10 protein-coding genes are annotated in these 15855 nt (G+C 42.3%); 3 read left to right on the forward strand and 7 right to left on the reverse strand.

The annotated features are described in order from the left end of the window. Positions 1 to 748: 748 nt before the first annotated feature. Both ATH1_RS0102095 and ATH1_RS0102100 read left to right on the forward strand, forming a co-directional pair. Complete coding sequence (locus tag ATH1_RS0102095; protein WP_010416939.1) at positions 749 to 2047, forward strand: KamA family radical SAM protein; 1299 nt, start codon at positions 749 to 751, stop codon at positions 2045 to 2047. Positions 2048 to 2315: 268 nt separating this feature from the next. Then, positions 2316 to 3191, forward strand: a complete 876-nt coding sequence (locus ATH1_RS0102100; RefSeq protein WP_010416941.1) for a lysylphosphatidylglycerol synthase transmembrane domain-containing protein — start codon at positions 2316 to 2318, stop codon at positions 3189 to 3191. An 18-nt stretch (positions 3192 to 3209) separates the two neighbouring features. Here ATH1_RS0102100 and ATH1_RS0102105 read toward each other — a convergent pair whose 3' ends face one another. Both ATH1_RS0102105 and ATH1_RS0102110 read right to left on the reverse strand, forming a co-directional pair. Further along, entirely contained in the window at positions 3210 to 4598 is a 1389-nt protein-coding gene (locus ATH1_RS0102105; RefSeq protein WP_010416943.1) for an LPP20 family lipoprotein, read from the reverse strand. 14 nt (positions 4599 to 4612) lie between these two features. Then, positions 4613 to 5074, reverse strand: coding sequence for a regulatory protein RecX (locus ATH1_RS0102110; protein WP_010416945.1), 462 nt, complete (start codon positions 5072 to 5074; stop codon positions 4613 to 4615). A 236-nt stretch (positions 5075 to 5310) separates the two neighbouring features. Here ATH1_RS0102110 and ATH1_RS0102115 point away from each other — a divergent pair, with 236 nt between their 5' ends. Then, entirely contained in the window at positions 5311 to 6531 is a 1221-nt protein-coding gene (locus tag ATH1_RS0102115) for an acyloxyacyl hydrolase (RefSeq protein WP_010416948.1), read from the forward strand. Here the strand turns inward: ATH1_RS0102115 and metF are convergent. From metF to fumC, 5 genes are all read right to left on the reverse strand, one after another. Next, positions 6528 to 7484 (reverse strand): methylenetetrahydrofolate reductase [NAD(P)H], encoded by a 957-nt coding sequence (metF, locus tag ATH1_RS0102120; protein ID WP_010416949.1) that lies wholly within the window; start codon positions 7482 to 7484, stop codon positions 6528 to 6530. The genes ATH1_RS0102115 and metF overlap by 4 nt on opposite strands. Before the next feature lie 184 nt (positions 7485 to 7668). Further along, positions 7669 to 9171: an Eco57I restriction-modification methylase domain-containing protein gene (locus ATH1_RS0102125; RefSeq protein ID WP_010416951.1), complete on the reverse strand. Its 1503-nt coding sequence runs from the start codon at positions 9169 to 9171 to the stop codon at positions 7669 to 7671. Positions 9172 to 9200: 29 nt separating this feature from the next. Continuing rightward, entirely contained in the window at positions 9201 to 12938 is a 3738-nt protein-coding gene (gene metH, locus ATH1_RS0102130) for a methionine synthase (protein ID WP_010416954.1), read from the reverse strand. A 482-nt stretch (positions 12939 to 13420) separates the two neighbouring features. Further along, positions 13421 to 14023, reverse strand: coding sequence for a coiled-coil domain-containing protein (locus ATH1_RS0102140; RefSeq protein ID WP_010416960.1), 603 nt, complete (start codon positions 14021 to 14023; stop codon positions 13421 to 13423). 407 nt (positions 14024 to 14430) lie between these two features. Beyond that, positions 14431 to 15828: a class II fumarate hydratase gene (fumC, locus tag ATH1_RS0102145; RefSeq protein WP_010416963.1), complete on the reverse strand. Its 1398-nt coding sequence runs from the start codon at positions 15826 to 15828 to the stop codon at positions 14431 to 14433. Positions 15829 to 15855 lie beyond the last annotated feature (27 nt).

Below are 15855 nucleotides of genomic sequence, written 5' to 3' on the forward strand. Positions count from 1 at the left end.
GATGAAATGGACATAGATGGGTTTTCGACAATAAGAATATGTATAAATCCTTTTATGCGAGTTCCATCAGACTAATGACTTAGATAAATTTTATACGGATGAAATATAAAGTAAACCGCGGCAGTATTCTGTTGCGGTTTTTTTCGGATTTTAGAAAATATATGAGTGCGGAATAAAAAGTATATTTGGTTAAAATCAAAAACTGCTTCCATTCCCTGAAAATTGTTTGTTGTTGCTTCGCATGATATTGTTTTTAAAAAAATTCTGAGTTCACCCGCCACCATCCTCTTCGCAGCACTATATGCTGTACGGTTAATTCTTCTTTTAATTCAAAACATATATAAAGCACTGATTTACAGCAATTAGAATGGTTTTCGTTTGTCGGTTTCTCAAAATCTTTGTATATTTGTAATAAATTAAGGATCATGTCTACTTCTGAAAATTGATTCCTCATGGCAATTTTTTTGCCTCTTTATTTTGCTTAATTAGTGTCCGTCTATAAAGTCGGCAAAAGTTGTATCAAATCATGTGTCTGTTCAGAAAGTGTCAGTTGCAAGGCTTTCGAAGCCGCCCAAAATGGAGTTTACTTATCAAATGAGTATTTTGGCGGCGAGTGTAACACAGCAAATGGCACTTTATGGACCGACACTAATTATGGCACCGGAGCATGTCTTGATGTCTAAAAACAGATGTGTTGGTGTATCGAAAGAGAATTAAATATAAAAAAAATAATAAACTTTGGATGCCTATGAAATATCAGATCTATTCATTGCACAATTATCAAAAAATTCCTCAGATCGATAAGTTAAACAAGCAGGATCTAAGAAATATTGATGTAGTTGGTCATGTTCTTCCGTTTAAGACTAATAATTATGTTGTAAACGAACTTATTGACTGGGATAATTTTCATGAAGATCCCATTTTTATCCTAAACTTTCCTCAAAAAGATATGCTTAAGCCTGAGGATTTTCAGAGTATGTCTTCAGTGCTCGATAAAGAGAACGATAAGGTTGCAATAAAAAAGGCAGCCAACGCGATTCGTCACAAACTGAATCCCCATCCGGCCGGGCAGGCACATAATGTGCCGGAACTTAACGGGCTCAAGCTTCAGGGTGTTCAGCACAAGTATGATGAAACCATGTTGTTTTTCCCTACCCAGGGCCAAACATGTCATGCTTATTGTACTTTTTGTTTTCGCTGGCCTCAGTTTACCGGCATGGACGACCTTAAGTTTGCCATGAAACAGATGGACTATGTGATTGAATATCTGAAACAACACACCGAGATCACCGATATTTTATTTACTGGGGGCGACCCAATGGTAATGAAAGCCTCGATTCTCGACAACTATATTACCAGTCTTTTGGAAGCTGATATTCCACATCTTCAGAATATCCGTATTGGTAGCAAGTCGCTCAGTTTCTGGCCCTACCGTTATCTGACGGATGATGACGCCGATGATGTATTACGCATTTTTGAAAAAGTTACCAGGGCCGGAAAATCATTGGCTTTTATGGCCCATTTCAATCATTACCGCGAGCTTGAAACAGAGGCAGTTGCCAAGGCTGTTGCCAGGATACGTGAAACAGGTGCCCAGATAAGGACACAATCACCATTGCTGAATCATATTAATGCCGATGCCGATGTCTGGAGTACCATGTGGAAAAAACAGGTCCGTATGGGAATGATCCCTTATTACATGTTTGTTGCCCGTGATACCGGGGCTCAGGAGTATTTCGGTGTATCTTTGGCACGTGCCTGGGAGATTTTCCGTAAAGCCTATACCCGGGTAAGCGGAATCTCACGAACTGTCAGGGGCCCAAGTATGTCATGTACGCCTGGTAAAGTACGTATCATTGGTGTGAGCGAAGTAAGGGGCGAAAAGGTGTTTGTTTGCGAATTTATCCAGGGGCGTAACAGCGACTGGGTAGGTCGTCCTTTCTTTGCAAAGTATGATCTGCGCGCTTTGTGGATGGATGATTTAAAACCTGCTTTTGGTCAGGAGGAATTCTTCTTTGAGGAAGATATGGCAAGAATGCTTTTGTAATTGTTGTCTGTTAAAATGAAAGTATATTAAGGTTATATGAAAACTTGCGAGTTCCTCCGGTAAATCGGGGCCAGCCTGTTCAACCTTAAAAATTGAATTTTGTAATAATGAGTCAGCTTAAAACTGACATGTAAAAATATCTATTAAATAACCGTCAGGGACGATCCGGGGCGGTTATTTTGTTTTATGGATTTATTGTATTTTTGAACCACGAATTTGTGAATCTCTTCCTGAGATCAGGCCTATAACCCGGACTAATTTTATTTTGATGAATATTATCAACCAAAAACACATAAAAACCATAAAACTAATTGCTAAGATTTTTATTAGCGCCGGTATTTTATGGTATATTACCTCGAAGATCGATATTGAAGAAATTGGTAAGTCCATTGCAAGAGCCAATATTCTGTTGCTTCTTGTTGCGTTATTGATTTATGTGGTTTCTCAGGTGGCAGCGGCCTTTCGTCTGAATACTTTATTCCGGTTAATGCCGGTTAATATCTCCGAAAAGACCAATATAAAGCTGTACTGGCTGGGTCTGTTTTATAACCTTTTTCTGCCTGGAGGAGTTGGTGGTGACGGCTTTAAGGTTTATATGCTCAATCACTATCTGAAAGTACCTGTTAAGAGGTCGCTGGGTGCTATTTTTGCCGACCGGCTTTCGGGCTTAACGATTATTGTCACATTTATATTGGTACTTTTGCATTTTGTCGATTATTCTTTTCCGTATAAATTGTGGTTGTACTTTGCTATTCCGGTTCCCTTAATTGCGTTTTATTTTTTCCTGAAATGGGTATTGCCACTTTTCCGAAAAGCCTTTGTTTATATTAGTTTGTGGTCTGTTTTGGTTCAGGGCTTTCAAATGCTGGCAGCCGTAAGTATACTGTATGCTCTCGGAGTGGAAAATTCAGGCAGTTATGATGATTATTTGTTCCTCTTTTTCCTCTCTGCAATTATGGCATCTATTCCTGTAACACTGGGTGGTATAGGCGCCCGTGAATTTACCTTCCTGATGGGGGCCGAATACCTGCACCTGCAGCAGGACCTTGCAGTTGCTTTAAGTTTGTTGTTTTTTTCGGTTTCGGCAGTTTCTGCATTGCCGGGACTATGGTATACCATAAAACCGCGCAAAATTCTTGTCTGAATTCAGGAGTGGGCACACTTACAGGTTCAGCGATTCGAGTTGTGGATATATTTCTTCCCTGAATTTTTTCAAAAGCTTTTCCCTGGCCTCTTTTAAAGCATACTGATAACTTCCGGGGCGCATCCCCTTTATTCCGGTCACCGTGTCACTGAAAATTTCCGTTCCTGTTTCGGCTGAAATTATTGAAAAGTAGAGGTCGGCAAAAACCACGTAAACCGTGTAGCCTGTGCCTTCTTTTATCTCACCTTTCCTGAAATTTACATCCGTTTCAACGATGTAGGATGCCGATTCGGCGGATGGAGTGAAGTTAAAGAAAGTTTCGTTTAGTTCTGATTTTAGTTGATTGGCGAAGGGTTGCCTGATTTCAGGGCTTCCAAAAACATGCTCGACAGCGGTAAACCACGCATCCGATTTTTGGAGTTCAATGTCGAATGTTGCAGAGGGGACAGCTCCTTCGGGCAGGAAAAAGCCAACCAGCGGGCTGTTGGCGTCCTTGTTCTCTTCCTGAAGAAGTGCTGTGTGGTCGAATTTAGCTGTAACCTTTTGTTTTTTTAGTGGCGACTCAAGTTTTTGTATATAACTTTTTACTTCTCCTCCGGGATCCGAGACCGCCTTTTCCTGTAAAATTCCTTTGCCCTGTGTAAACTGAAAACGAACCGGAAAATTATGAACAGGAACTTTTCGTCCGGCAGGTGAAAAATATTCAACCCTGGCTGTTAGCGGGGCTTCCATCGTTTTTGAGAAAGACACCTTATAGGTCGGATTAACCGGCGTGACTGATATTTTCGAGAACAATTGCCGCAGGTCGTTCATAATATCGATCCCTAAATTGATATTACCGTCAATAGTTCTGTAGGTCAGGTCCTCTTTGAGGTGGTCTTCCAGAGATTCAATGGCTTTGAAGTAAGCGCCCAGAGCAGCTGTTATTTCAATATTTTCCAGATGTTGACGCGCCTCAAGAAGAAAAGAAGCGGCCTTCTTTTTAGCCATTTCCAGATCGAGTTGTTTGCGACGCCGGTATTGTTCTTTATTCAGGCGCATCATCACCCAGTACTCTTTTTTGTTCTCCCATGTCTGCACTTCATATCCGGTCAGATTCCCGGCAGTTGATGTGGCAATTTCTGATTCGAAAGTTTCGCGGAAAGCATAATTGTCTTCAAATTGACGCAGCAGTGAGTTGGCAGATACGTTTACTTCAATTTCCGATGCCAATTCCTTCAGTGCATCGGCTCGTGCCTTTTTGGCATAATCCAGGCCGGATGCTTCATTTTTATAAGCCATCCCTATGCCAATAAAATATTCCCTGTCCGATGGGCGTTTTTTAACCCATTTGGGTTTGGCAGCTTCAGCCGGAAGATGAGATAAGCCAAAAATGACTATCAGAAAGAGAGTGTAGAGCTTGTTCATATTTTTAGCTTTTTTTAATTCTTTAACAATAATTGTTCCACAATTGGAATGATCTCCTCGTATTCATACCCTTTCGATACTGCATTTCTAATCAGAGCAGCCTTCTGTTTGAGGGGCTCTGTGTCTTTAACCTGTCTTAGTTTTTCTTTTATGAGTTTTTTGAGGGTTTGCCGGTAATCATTTTCATCAATTTGATTTAGAGCGTTGTTGACATCATCGTCAGAAATTCCTTTTTGTTTTAGCTGCCAGCGTATTTTTTGCCTTCCCCACCTGTTGAACCTGAACTTGTCGCGAACATAGAACGAAGCAAACCTTGACTCATCAATAAATTGTTCTTTAACCAGTTCTGCCAATATTTTTTCAGATTGTTCCGGCTGAACGTCCCATTTTTCGAGTTTCTTGCGAATGTCCGACCGACAGTATTCCTGCCGTGCGCATAACGATGATGCTTTATGAAGTGCTGTCTTGTAATCCATGAAATAATGTTGCAATATATCCGAAACATTGAAACCTCCAATAACTTGATGTCTATCGCTAAAATAATGATTTTTGTAATTATTACCTATTTTATAGATTTATGATGACAAAGATTGTCACAAAAGAACATGTATAAAACTCTTGCATGCGAGTTCCATTCGGCCAATAACTTAGATAAATTATATACGGATGAAAAGTCTTAGTTGGACAAGTACAAAATGATTGGAAGTTAAAAGTGGATTTGAAATCCACTACCAAAGGAGGTGCGGATTATCGCTCGGCTTTGCCGCTTTGCTCTGCAAAGAAATCCGCACCAGCGGGGGTTAATCGGGAGGAGTCCCGTTCGGCCTTTGAAAAACAAATTTTATTTATTCGAATGCAAAAACATTGTTACATATTTTTTACCATAATCGGGTTGCTTCTTTCAATTGTTGCCAAAGCTCAGGAGGAGGTAGATCAGGCTCCAATACGTTATTTAAATACCTGGGTTTATGGTGGAAAAATTGTTGTTCATTCCTCCAAAGTGGAACATTTCCGCAATGTATCTCCAAAGGGCATTGGCATAGATTATGAATGGAAATTTGTTTCCGGGGAGGCTTATTCTTTGTGTCAGTGTTATCCCTCAATAGGTGCATCATTGAATTTCCGGGATTTTGGTGATAGTTCGCTTGGGCATGCATTGTCGGGATTGTTCTATGTTGAACCGGTTTTGTTTTCCCCGTTTAATATTGATATTTCTTTCAAAGGGGGGTTGGGAATCAGTTATTTGAGCAATCCCTATGATGAAAGCAACAACCCTGAAAATGTGGCGTATAGCATTCATCTTTCTTTTCCCTTGTTGGCGGGATTGTCCTTTAAATATCCTGTTGGAGACCAGTGGGCACTGCGCCTGGCAGGTACTTTTCAGCACATTTCGAATGGTGGAATCAATCAACCGAATCTGGGAATTAATTATACTGCCTTGGGGGTAGGTGTTCAACGAAAGCTCGATTCCCGTTCTCTTCCGTCCAAAATAGAGCTTCAACCTTTTGATCGGGCAAGTGGCGAAAAAAGATGGTATTTTAACATGATTGCCGGACTGAAAGAGCCTGAAGAAAGTGAAGGTAAAGCTTTGGTATTGTCAGCATCTGGCGAATATTTGTCACAGTTTGCTCGTATTAACGCCTGGACGGCCGGCATCATGGCAGAGTTCGACAATAGCCGTGATTATTCGGATGTGGGAAGCAAATCACGTCTGAGTTTTATGGTTGGGCACGCCTTTCTTTTGGGGCGTTTTGCTTTTGGGCAGAAAGCCGGCATTTACATCTGGAAGGGGCATGCCACGCATGCTCCATGGTATCAGTATTATACGCTTGATTTTGAAATAAATGATAAAATCGCGATCGGGACAGGTTTAAAAGCTCATGGGAAAGTGGCCGAATTTCTTGGGGCCCGGCTTTTGCTGTCGCCTTTTTAGTAAATCTCTCTGGCTATGTTATAGACGCACTGCGTGGCCATCATTGAATAGAAATGCAACAAATTGAACCCGCGTGAAAGTAATTCTTTTGATTGCATTATAGCCCATTCTGTTCCTACTTTGGCGGTATCATCGTTGTTTTTGCATTTTCGGAGTTCCCGGGCCAGTGATTCGGGTATTTCGGTATGGAAAACTTTGGGCAGAATAGTGAGCTGGTTTTTGATGTTAATGGGCTTGATACCGGGGACTATGGGCACCTTTATTCCTGCTTCGCGACATTTTTTCACAAAATTGAAAAACTTTTCGTTGTCGAAAAACATCTGGGTAATAACATATTCCGCTCCTGCATCCACCTTTTGTTTCAGCCAGTAAATATCGGAATCCAGATTTGGCGCTTCTTCATGTTTTTCGGGATATCCGGCTACACCATAACTAAAAGGTGTTTCAAAAGGCTCCATGAGTGTACCATCGAGAAATAGTCCCTTGTTCAGATTATTAACCTGATGGATAAGGTCTATGGCATAAGCATTTCCCTGTTCCTCTGGCTTATAAAACTGATGCCGGGAAGAACTGTCTCCCCTGAGCAATAAAAGATCGTGGATGCCAAGAAAATTCAGGTCGATAAGTGCATATTCGGTTTCGCTCCTGGTGAAACCACTGCAGATCAGGTGCGGTACTACCGGTATCTGATACTTGTGCTGAATAGAGGCGGCAACGGCAACAGTCCCCGGTCTTTTCCGATATACCCGGCGTTCGGTAAACCCTTTTTCATTGGTTTTGTAAACCACCTCGTCACGATGAGAGGTGATATTGATATATTGAGGGTTGAATTCCTTGAGTTTATCAATGGTACTGAAAACTTTTTGAATACTGTTGCCTTTTAAGGGGGGCAACAGCTCGAAAGAGAAGGACGGTTTGTCAATGTTTCTGATTATTTCGGCTACTGTTGGCATAAATCCGGGTTTTTATCGTGTGCAAAATTATTCTTATTTCTCTGTGAAACAAATGGCTAAATATTATTTTGAGGGGCTATGAGTTTTGTCTGTTTTTTTATTCCACGCTGAGGGTGCAAAATTAAAGGAACGCTAAAATCGCTAAGAAAGGGATTCCGAGACATTGAAAGAACTGAGGTAATATTTAGCTGACAAACCGGATGAGTTGTTTTATTTTTCCCGGTTGTGCCCAGTTCATGGTTCCTTCCATTTTCATTGACAGAAGATAATGTTCGACTTGCGGCGAGTTTAATTTTTTTAATATTTTTTCGGCTTCTTTTTTTGTACCAAAAGGGATAAACGCCTGGAGCGATTGGTTAGCCTGCCAGTGTCCGTCAACCAACATCGGATTGAATTTTTTTTTGCCGTATGCTTCCCAAACGACTTTATAGGGGGCATAATTGTAACTTCCAACTCCCAACAATGCCCACCATAGGCCTCTTTTTATATGAGATTGTATCAGGGTGCCTCTTCTTGATGTTAATTTTTCCCGGTGTTGTTCAAGATATTTTTTCAGGGAAGGAAAGTTGTCTAATTCCTGCTTTGATAAGGGCCTTCCGTTCTTATTGTGAGGAATTAATACCCAGACTGAAGGTTTTTTGTTCCGGTCTTTGAAATTAGCCGATGTGAGTAATGGATAAATCATTTCTGACGGTAATTCAAATTGGTCTTCTACCAGACAGATATCTGATGATATCTTCTGAACTTTCCGGAAAAAATAAACATTGTTGGCGCCACATGTATTTAGCCCCTGGCGAGGCATTGAAGCTTTGGGTAATTCAATGGCATTAAATGCTTTCAGTGGTTTTTTTCCTACTTTTTCGTAGATACTAAACGGGCCGGCATGCTTTTGAATTGGTGATGCAAGATGTTTTGTCCATTTGTTTTGCTGAAGCATATAATAATCTATTGGAAACCGGGGTATACAGTCTCTCTCGAAATGTGCAAGACCATATCTTGTGGATATTTTATGGAAAACAGGTTCGTTTTTAAAATCAAATATTTCGACAGGTGCAAAACTGGTATCTTTGGTTTTGAATTCTCTGAACTGTTCATGTGCTCCGTCGTTTAAAAGCAGAGAAAGGGGCAAAAAGAAATATGCATGGCCTCTTTTTTTCAGAAAATTATTAATGGACATCTGAATAATGAGTGCCGAAATATCCATTCTTGAGCCTCCCAGCAATAAAGTTTGTTTGTTCCTGATGAGCCCGCTTTTATCGAATATGCTTCGAACTTTTTCTTTGTATTCCCCGGGGAGGTCATTAAAATTTTTCCATGGGGGATTACCAAAAATGATGTCGAATTGACGGGGAGATAAAGTAAGTATATCGCAGTTAGTGATCTGAGTTGAGAGGTTAATTCCGTATGATTGCCTGAAACGGTTCACTGTATGGGTAAAGTATTCGGTGTTTAATTCATTGCCGAATAGGTTGTTAACCGGTAAATCCTCCAATTTGTAACCTTTTTTCAAACCAAATTCAACAAGACTTTCCAGCAAATTGCCGGTACCCATTGTGGGGTCGAAGACAGTGGCTCCGTTCATCCATTTTCCGAAAATATCGAATTGTTCGATGGCGAATTCAGCCCATTTCTTTGGGGTGAATACGTTGCCTATTCTGAGTCGTTTTTCCGAAATGGTTGTTCTCAATGGTTCGCTATTCTTTTTTAACAATCTGTTCAATCCGCCAGATTGGTCGGAATCCACTTCTTTAATTCATCGGGACTTATTCCTTTTCGTCTTGCCACGTCTTCGACCTGGTCGTTTTTTATTTTTCCAACTCCGAAATAAACGGCTTCCGGGTGTGCCAGGTAGATGCCACTGACCGATGCATTGGGGTACATGCTGAAATGTTCGGTCAGTTCGATGCCGGCATTCTCTTCAGCATTAAGAAGGTCGAAAAGAATTCTTTTTTCGCTGTGGTCGGGGCATGCGGGATAACCCAATGCAGGGCGGATGCCTCTGTATCTTTCGCGAACCAGGTTGTCGTAGTTGAATTCTTCATCGGGGTTATAACCCCAGAATTCTTTGCGAACCCTGAAATGCATCAATTCCGCAAAAGCCTCAGCCAGCCTGTCGGCCAGCGATTTTAACAGGATGGCATTGTAATCATCGTGTTGTTCCTCAAAGTGTTTTATCCACTTTTCAATGCCTTCACCTGCACTTACGGCAAATCCGCCAATGTAATCGTTGATGCCGGATGACTTCGGGGCTACAAAATCGGATAGTGAATAGTAAGTTTCTTTTCCCTGTTTCTTTTGTTGTTCCCTTAAAAAGTGAAAGGTGGCTTTGACCTTTTTACGGTCTTCATCTTCATATATTTCTATATCGTCACCTACGCTGTTGGCAGGATAAAAGCCGATTACCGCGTTGGCCTTCAATATTTTTTCATCGCTGATGCGACGTAGCATTTTTTGTGCATCTCTCCAAAGATTGAGTGCTTCTTTTCCTTTTTCCCTGGCCGTATCAGACGAAAAGTTTTCAAGCCACATTTTCTCCGACGCCGTATCTGTCACTTTTTCAATGCCGCGATAGTTGCCGGTTAACCGCCAGGCGTGGAAAAAGAAAGTCCAGTCAATGAAAGGAATGATCTCATCAACCGGGTAATCTTTGAAGGATTTTATACCTGTAAAAGCGGGTTTTTTTACAGATGCTTCGTTCCAGTTTGTCGTCCATCTTTTTTTTCTGGCTTCCCCGATACTCAAATATTCTTTTGTTTTTTTTGATTGATTGGCTTTTCTTAATTTTTCGTATTCTTCTTTCACCGCAGCCACATACTTTTCCCTTTCTTTGGCAGAAAGTAAAGCGCCTGTGACCTGGGCACTCATCGAGGCATCCTTTACGTAAACCACGGGGCCGTTGTAGAAAGGGTCGATCTTCACGGCTGTGTGTACCTTTGAGGTTGTGGCCCCCCCAATCAGAAGGGGTTGTTTCATTCCTCTTTGCTGCATCTCTCTGGCAACATTACTCATTTCCTCAAGAGAGGGAGTTATCAGGCCACTCAACCCGATAATATCAGCCTCTTGTTTTTCTGCTTCACTTAATATTTTTTCGGCCGGAACCATCACTCCCAGGTCGATGACATCGTAATTGTTGCAGGCCAGAATAACACCTACGATGTTTTTCCCAATGTCATGTACATCGCCTTTAACGGTAGCCATCAGGATTTTACCTTTTTTGGATTGAGCATTTCCCGAAACACGCTTTTCTTCTTCGATGAAAGGCTCCAGCCAGGCTACTGCCTTCTTCATGACGCGTGCTGTTTTCACCACCTGGGGAAGGAACATCTTCCCGGATCCAAACAGATCACCCACGATGTTCATCCCGTCCATAAGCGGTTGTTCAATGATGTCGAGTGCAAATTCATATTTTTGACGCGCTTCCTGAAGGTCTTCTTCGAGGTAATCAGAAATTCCCTTGATAAGGCAGTGATGAAGCCGTTCTTCGAGGGGTAACTCACGCCAGGCATTTTTTTTGGAACTTGCAGCTTCTCCGGTTCCTTCTTCTTTAAATTTTTCGGCCGCCTCGATTAGTCGTTCCGTGGCATCAGGTCGTCGGTTTAGGACAACGTCTTCTACCAGCTCCAGTAAATCGGGTGGTATCTCATCGTATATCTGGAGCATTCCCGGGTTGACAATGCCCATATCCATTCCTGCCCTGATGGCATGATAGAGAAACACAGAATGCATGGCTTCGCGGACCTGGTTGTTTCCGCGAAACGAAAAAGACAGGTTGCTGACGCCCCCGCTGACTTTGGCATAAGGCAGATTTTCTTTTATCCATTTTGTAGCCTTGATAAAGTCAACCGCATAATTGTTGTGTTCTTCAATGCCGGTGCCAATGGCCAGGATGTTCGGGTCAAAGATGATATCTTCAGGAGGAAAATGAACTTTTTCAGTCAGAAGATGATAAGCTCTGCTGCATATTTCTATGCGTCTTTCAAAAGTGTCGGCCTGGCCTTTTTCATCGAAGGCCATTACCACAACTGCAGCTCCGTATTGTTTAATTCTTGAGGCTTGCTGCACAAAAGCATCTTCTCCTTCTTTCAGACTGATGGAGTTGACTATGGCCTTTCCCTGAAGACATTTGAGTCCGGCTTCCAGAACTTCCCATTTTGAAGAGTCTGCCATGACCGGGAGGGCTGCAATATCCGGTTCCGAGGCCATCAGGTTCAGAAAGGTAACCATCTCCTTTTTGGCATCAAGCATGGCATCATCCATGTTGACATCAATGATCTGTGCTCCGCCTTCTACCTGTTCGCGGGCAACAGAGAGCGCTTCTTCATATTTTTCTTCCCTTATGAGCCGGGCAAATTTTTTGGAGCCTGCAACGTTGGTTCGTTCTCCGATGTTCACGAAGTTTGTGTGTTCATCGATAACCAATGCATCCAGGCCGCTTAACCGTGTTTTTTGTTCAATTTTTGAAGGGATATGCGGTACTGCATCTTTAAGGTATTGCCCGAAAGCTTTAATATGTTCAGGCGTGGTGCCGCAGCAACCGCCGATAATGTTGACGAGTCCCTGGTTCAGGTACTTAAATATTTTAGGCGCCATTTCGTCCGGTGTCTCGTCGTATTCACCGAACTGATTGGGCAGACCGGCGTTGGGATAGGCGCTGATAAAGAGAGGTGTTTTGTCTCCGATTTGTTTTACATACGACCGTAAATCTTCTGCTCCGAAAGAACAATTAAGGCCAATCGAAAATAAGGGGAAATGCGAAACCGAAATAATGAAAGCATCCAGAGTTTGTCCGGAAAGGGTTCTGCCACTGGCGTCGGCCACCGTAACGGAAACCATAACAGGAAAACCGGTAAGATTTCGCTTTTTGAGTTCTTCCCCGATACCAAAAAGGGCAGCCTTTGCATTCAGCGTGTCAAAAATGGTTTCGAGCAAAAGTATATCCACGCCGCCATCGAGTAATCCCGAAGCTTGCTCGGCATAAACCTCTGCCAAATCATCAAATGTAACGGCTCTGTAGCCGGGGTTGTTAACATCGGGACTGAGTGAGGCGGTTTTATTGGTCGGGCCCATCGATCCGGCAACAAAACGCGGTTTATCGGGTGTAGCATATTTTTTTGCAGCCTCCGAAGCAAGGAGTGCCGACCGTTTATTCAGATCATAGACTTTATCTTGCATTCCGTAATCGGATTGCGAAATGCGGTTGGAATTGAACGTATTGGTCTCTATTATGTCGGCTCCGGCCCCGAGATACTGTTCATGAATCCGGCTGATAATGTCGGGGCGGGTTATTGATAACAAATCATTATTGCCTTTTTGGGAAAAGGAATGGTCTTTAAAATCTTCTCCTCTGAAATCTTCTTCCGTCAGTTTGTATTGTTGGATAAGGCTTCCCATGGCCCCGTCGAGAAGTAAAACTCTTTGCTGTACCAGGTCTTTCAATTGTTCTGTCTTACTCATAATATATTGATGCTGTTTTTCAGCAACTGTGCGGGATATAGCAACCCGGCCAGAAGCATGCTGAATGAATGATGAAAGATTTGCTTTACTACGAAACGAAAATCACGCCTGTTAAAACGTAGTCTTCAGAAATGCAAAGTTAAGGAATTATGTGATACAGTGGGGAGATAGGAGAGGGGAGCTGTTTTGGTGTTTTTGGGCTGAGTGTAAACCTTGTATGAATACGGTCTGAAAAGCCTTTTGACCCCTAAATCCCCTAAAGGGGACTTTTTTAAACTGCTGATTTTTAGCAGTTCCCCTTTAGGGGTCAGGGTAAAAATGGTAAAAATCAGCAGTTTGAAGGCTTTTTATACTGCACTCACTATTGAATTGAAGATTATATGAATCACTTTTATCTGGCTTATTTTGCCATTCATTCTGCCCTTCTGCCTTCCTCTATGTTCTTTGCCCTATGCTCCACGCTCCATGCGCCCTGTTTCGAGCTACTGTCTTCCCCTGAGTTTATTCAGCTCATTTAGATGCTGGCGGGCCATTGTTTTTTCTTTTTCAAGCGCACGTTGTCGGTGTGCTTCAAATTCTTTTTCAAGGTCTTCATATTTTTCCTGCATCTGTTTTGTGATGAAATGACTTCTTTTGAAAAGGAAAAAAAGAAATGCTACTCCTGCGGCCAGAATAAGGACTAATGCCCACATAATGGTATTGTATTTTCCTTTTTGTATTTCTGCCCCGAAAAAGGGGATGCTGTTTTTTGAGAGAATGGCTTGGTCCAGTTTATCTTGTGTGGTTGTCAATTTTTCGTTTAACAGGACAATTTGATTGCCAAGAGAATCTATCTTCGCTTGTTTTTCTGCCATTTCGTCCCGAAGATACGCCAACGTATCCATCACATTGCTTTTCAATTTATAGAGCCATGCTGTTCGGACTACCCTGAACTCTTCATACTTGCTTGATTTTTCGATGGTATAATCGAACTGGCCGGACAAAGGACCTTTGTCCAGTGTGGCTTCTTCGTTTTCCTGAGCTGTTAATGTCAGTATTTCTGTAAAGGATAAGATGACAATCAGAAAGATAGTGCAATTTTTCATGGCCTGTAAAGATTTCTATAATGAGAATATGATACGAGTGTAACGATAAAATAACGATAAAATTGTAAAATACTACAAACTTTATTTGACTCAAAGATATAAAAAAACCGTCCCTGAGGAAGAGACGGTTAATGATTATTTACATAGTGTCGTATCAAGCTTAAAATATGGCACCAGGCATCACTGATTTTCGTTTTTTCTTCATGATGAAAAATTTAGGCGCTTAGTGCATAAAACTAACCAACATGTTGTTTAAGTTGACTAAATCCCGCATAGGGCTTTTTCAGGCTTGTCCTGAAAAAAGGTAGTAGCTATGTTGTGGCTATGCGCACTTTTTCTCATTTTGAAAAAAGCAAAAATCAGTTTCAACTTATACGTCGTTTTACATGACACGACACCGGGACAAATTAATCGAGCGAACCGGTCATTTTTGACGGGTCTACCCATTTGTCAAATTCTTCCGCCGTGAGGTATCCGAGGTCGAGGGCTGCTTCTTTCAGGGTTGTGCCTTCTTTATGAGCTTTTTTAGCTATCTCGGCAGCCTTGTAATACCCGATATGTGGATTCAGTGCAGTCACGAGCATCAGAGAATTGTCGAGATGCATTTTGATCCGCTGATGGTTGGGTTTAATACCTACAGCGCATTTGTCATTGAACGAAACGCAGGCATCTCCCAGTAACTCTGCGCTCTGCAGGAAGTTATATATCATAACCGGTTTGAAAACGTTCAGCTCAAAATGACCGTTGGAACCACCTACCGACACGGTAACATCGTTACCCATGACCTGAGCACATACCATAGTCATGGCTTCTGCCTGAGTAGGATTAACCTTGCCGGGCATAATTGATGAGCCGGGTTCATTTTCGGGGATCAATATTTCTCCGATGCCCGAACGGGGACCCGATGCGAGCAGGCGGATGTCGTTAGCGATTTTCATCAGGCTCACTGCGATTTGTTTCAGAGCGCCATGACTTTCGACAATGGCATCGTGTGCTGCCAGTGATTCGAATTTGTTTGCGGCTGTTTTGAAAGGCAGGCCGGTAAATTTGGCGATGTATTTTGCGACTGTAACATCGTAACCCTTTGGCGTGTTAAGGCCTGTGCCTACAGCAGTACCACCCAGTGCAAGTTCGGAAAGATGATCCAGGGTTGCTTTAAGCGCTTTGAGTCCATGGTCAAGTTGAGAGACGTATCCCGAAAACTCCTGTCCCAAAGTAAGTGGTGTAGCATCCATCAGGTGTGTTCTTCCGATTTTTACCACCTCCATCATTTCTTCCGATTTAGTTTTCAGGGTGTCACGCAGCTTTTCAATGCCGGGAATGGTTTTTTCGATCAGCATTTTGTAAGCTGCAATGTGCATTGCAGTAGGGAATGTATCGTTGGATGATTGCGATTTGTTGACATCATCGTTTGGGTGAATGGGGCTTTCTCCTTCTCCCAGTTTTCCGCCGTTGAGTACATGGGCACGGTTGGCTATCACCTCGTTGCAGTTCATATTCGATTGCGTTCCGCTTCCGGTCTGCCATACAACCAGAGGGAACTGGTCGTCGAGTTTACCCTCGATTATTTCGTCACAGACTTTTTCAATCAAGACTCTTTTTTCTTTGGGCAGGACGCCATGTTCCTCGTTGGCATAAGCAGCCGCCTTTTTGAGATAACCAAAAGCTCTGATAATTTGTTTGGGCATGGAAGCAGCAGGGCCTATGGGAAAATTCATAACAGAACGTTGGGTTTGTGCTGCCCAATATTTATCGGCAGGCACTTTTACCTCTCCCATTGTGTCTTTTTCTATTCGGTATTCCATTTCTTTGTGTTTTTATGTTGCAGTTGA

It is taken from the genome of Anaerophaga thermohalophila DSM 12881 (assembly GCF_000191885.1).
In the GTDB taxonomy this organism is placed as follows: domain Bacteria; phylum Bacteroidota; class Bacteroidia; order Bacteroidales; family Marinilabiliaceae; genus Anaerophaga; species Anaerophaga thermohalophila.

Excerpts from the sequence above, each read along its gene's own strand:
- ATH1_RS0102095 (WP_010416939.1), top strand. The coding sequence starts at position 749 with ATGAAATATCAGATCTATTCATTGCACAATTATCAAAAAATTCCTCAG.
- ATH1_RS0102100 (WP_010416941.1), top strand. The coding sequence starts at position 2,316 with ATGAATATTATCAACCAAAAACACATAAAAACCATAAAACTAATTGCT.
- ATH1_RS0102105 (WP_010416943.1), bottom strand. The coding sequence starts at position 4,598 with ATGAACAAGCTCTACACTCTCTTTCTGATAGTCATTTTTGGCTTATCT.
- ATH1_RS0102110 (WP_010416945.1), bottom strand. The coding sequence starts at position 5,074 with ATGGATTACAAGACAGCACTTCATAAAGCATCATCGTTATGCGCACGG.
- metF (WP_010416949.1), bottom strand. The coding sequence starts at position 7,484 with ATGCCAACAGTAGCCGAAATAATCAGAAACATTGACAAACCGTCCTTC.
- metH (WP_010416954.1), bottom strand. The coding sequence starts at position 12,938 with ATGAGTAAGACAGAACAATTGAAAGACCTGGTACAGCAAAGAGTTTTA.
- ATH1_RS0102140 (WP_010416960.1), bottom strand. The coding sequence starts at position 14,023 with ATGAAAAATTGCACTATCTTTCTGATTGTCATCTTATCCTTTACAGAA.
- fumC (WP_010416963.1), bottom strand. The coding sequence starts at position 15,828 with ATGGAATACCGAATAGAAAAAGACACAATGGGAGAGGTAAAAGTGCCT.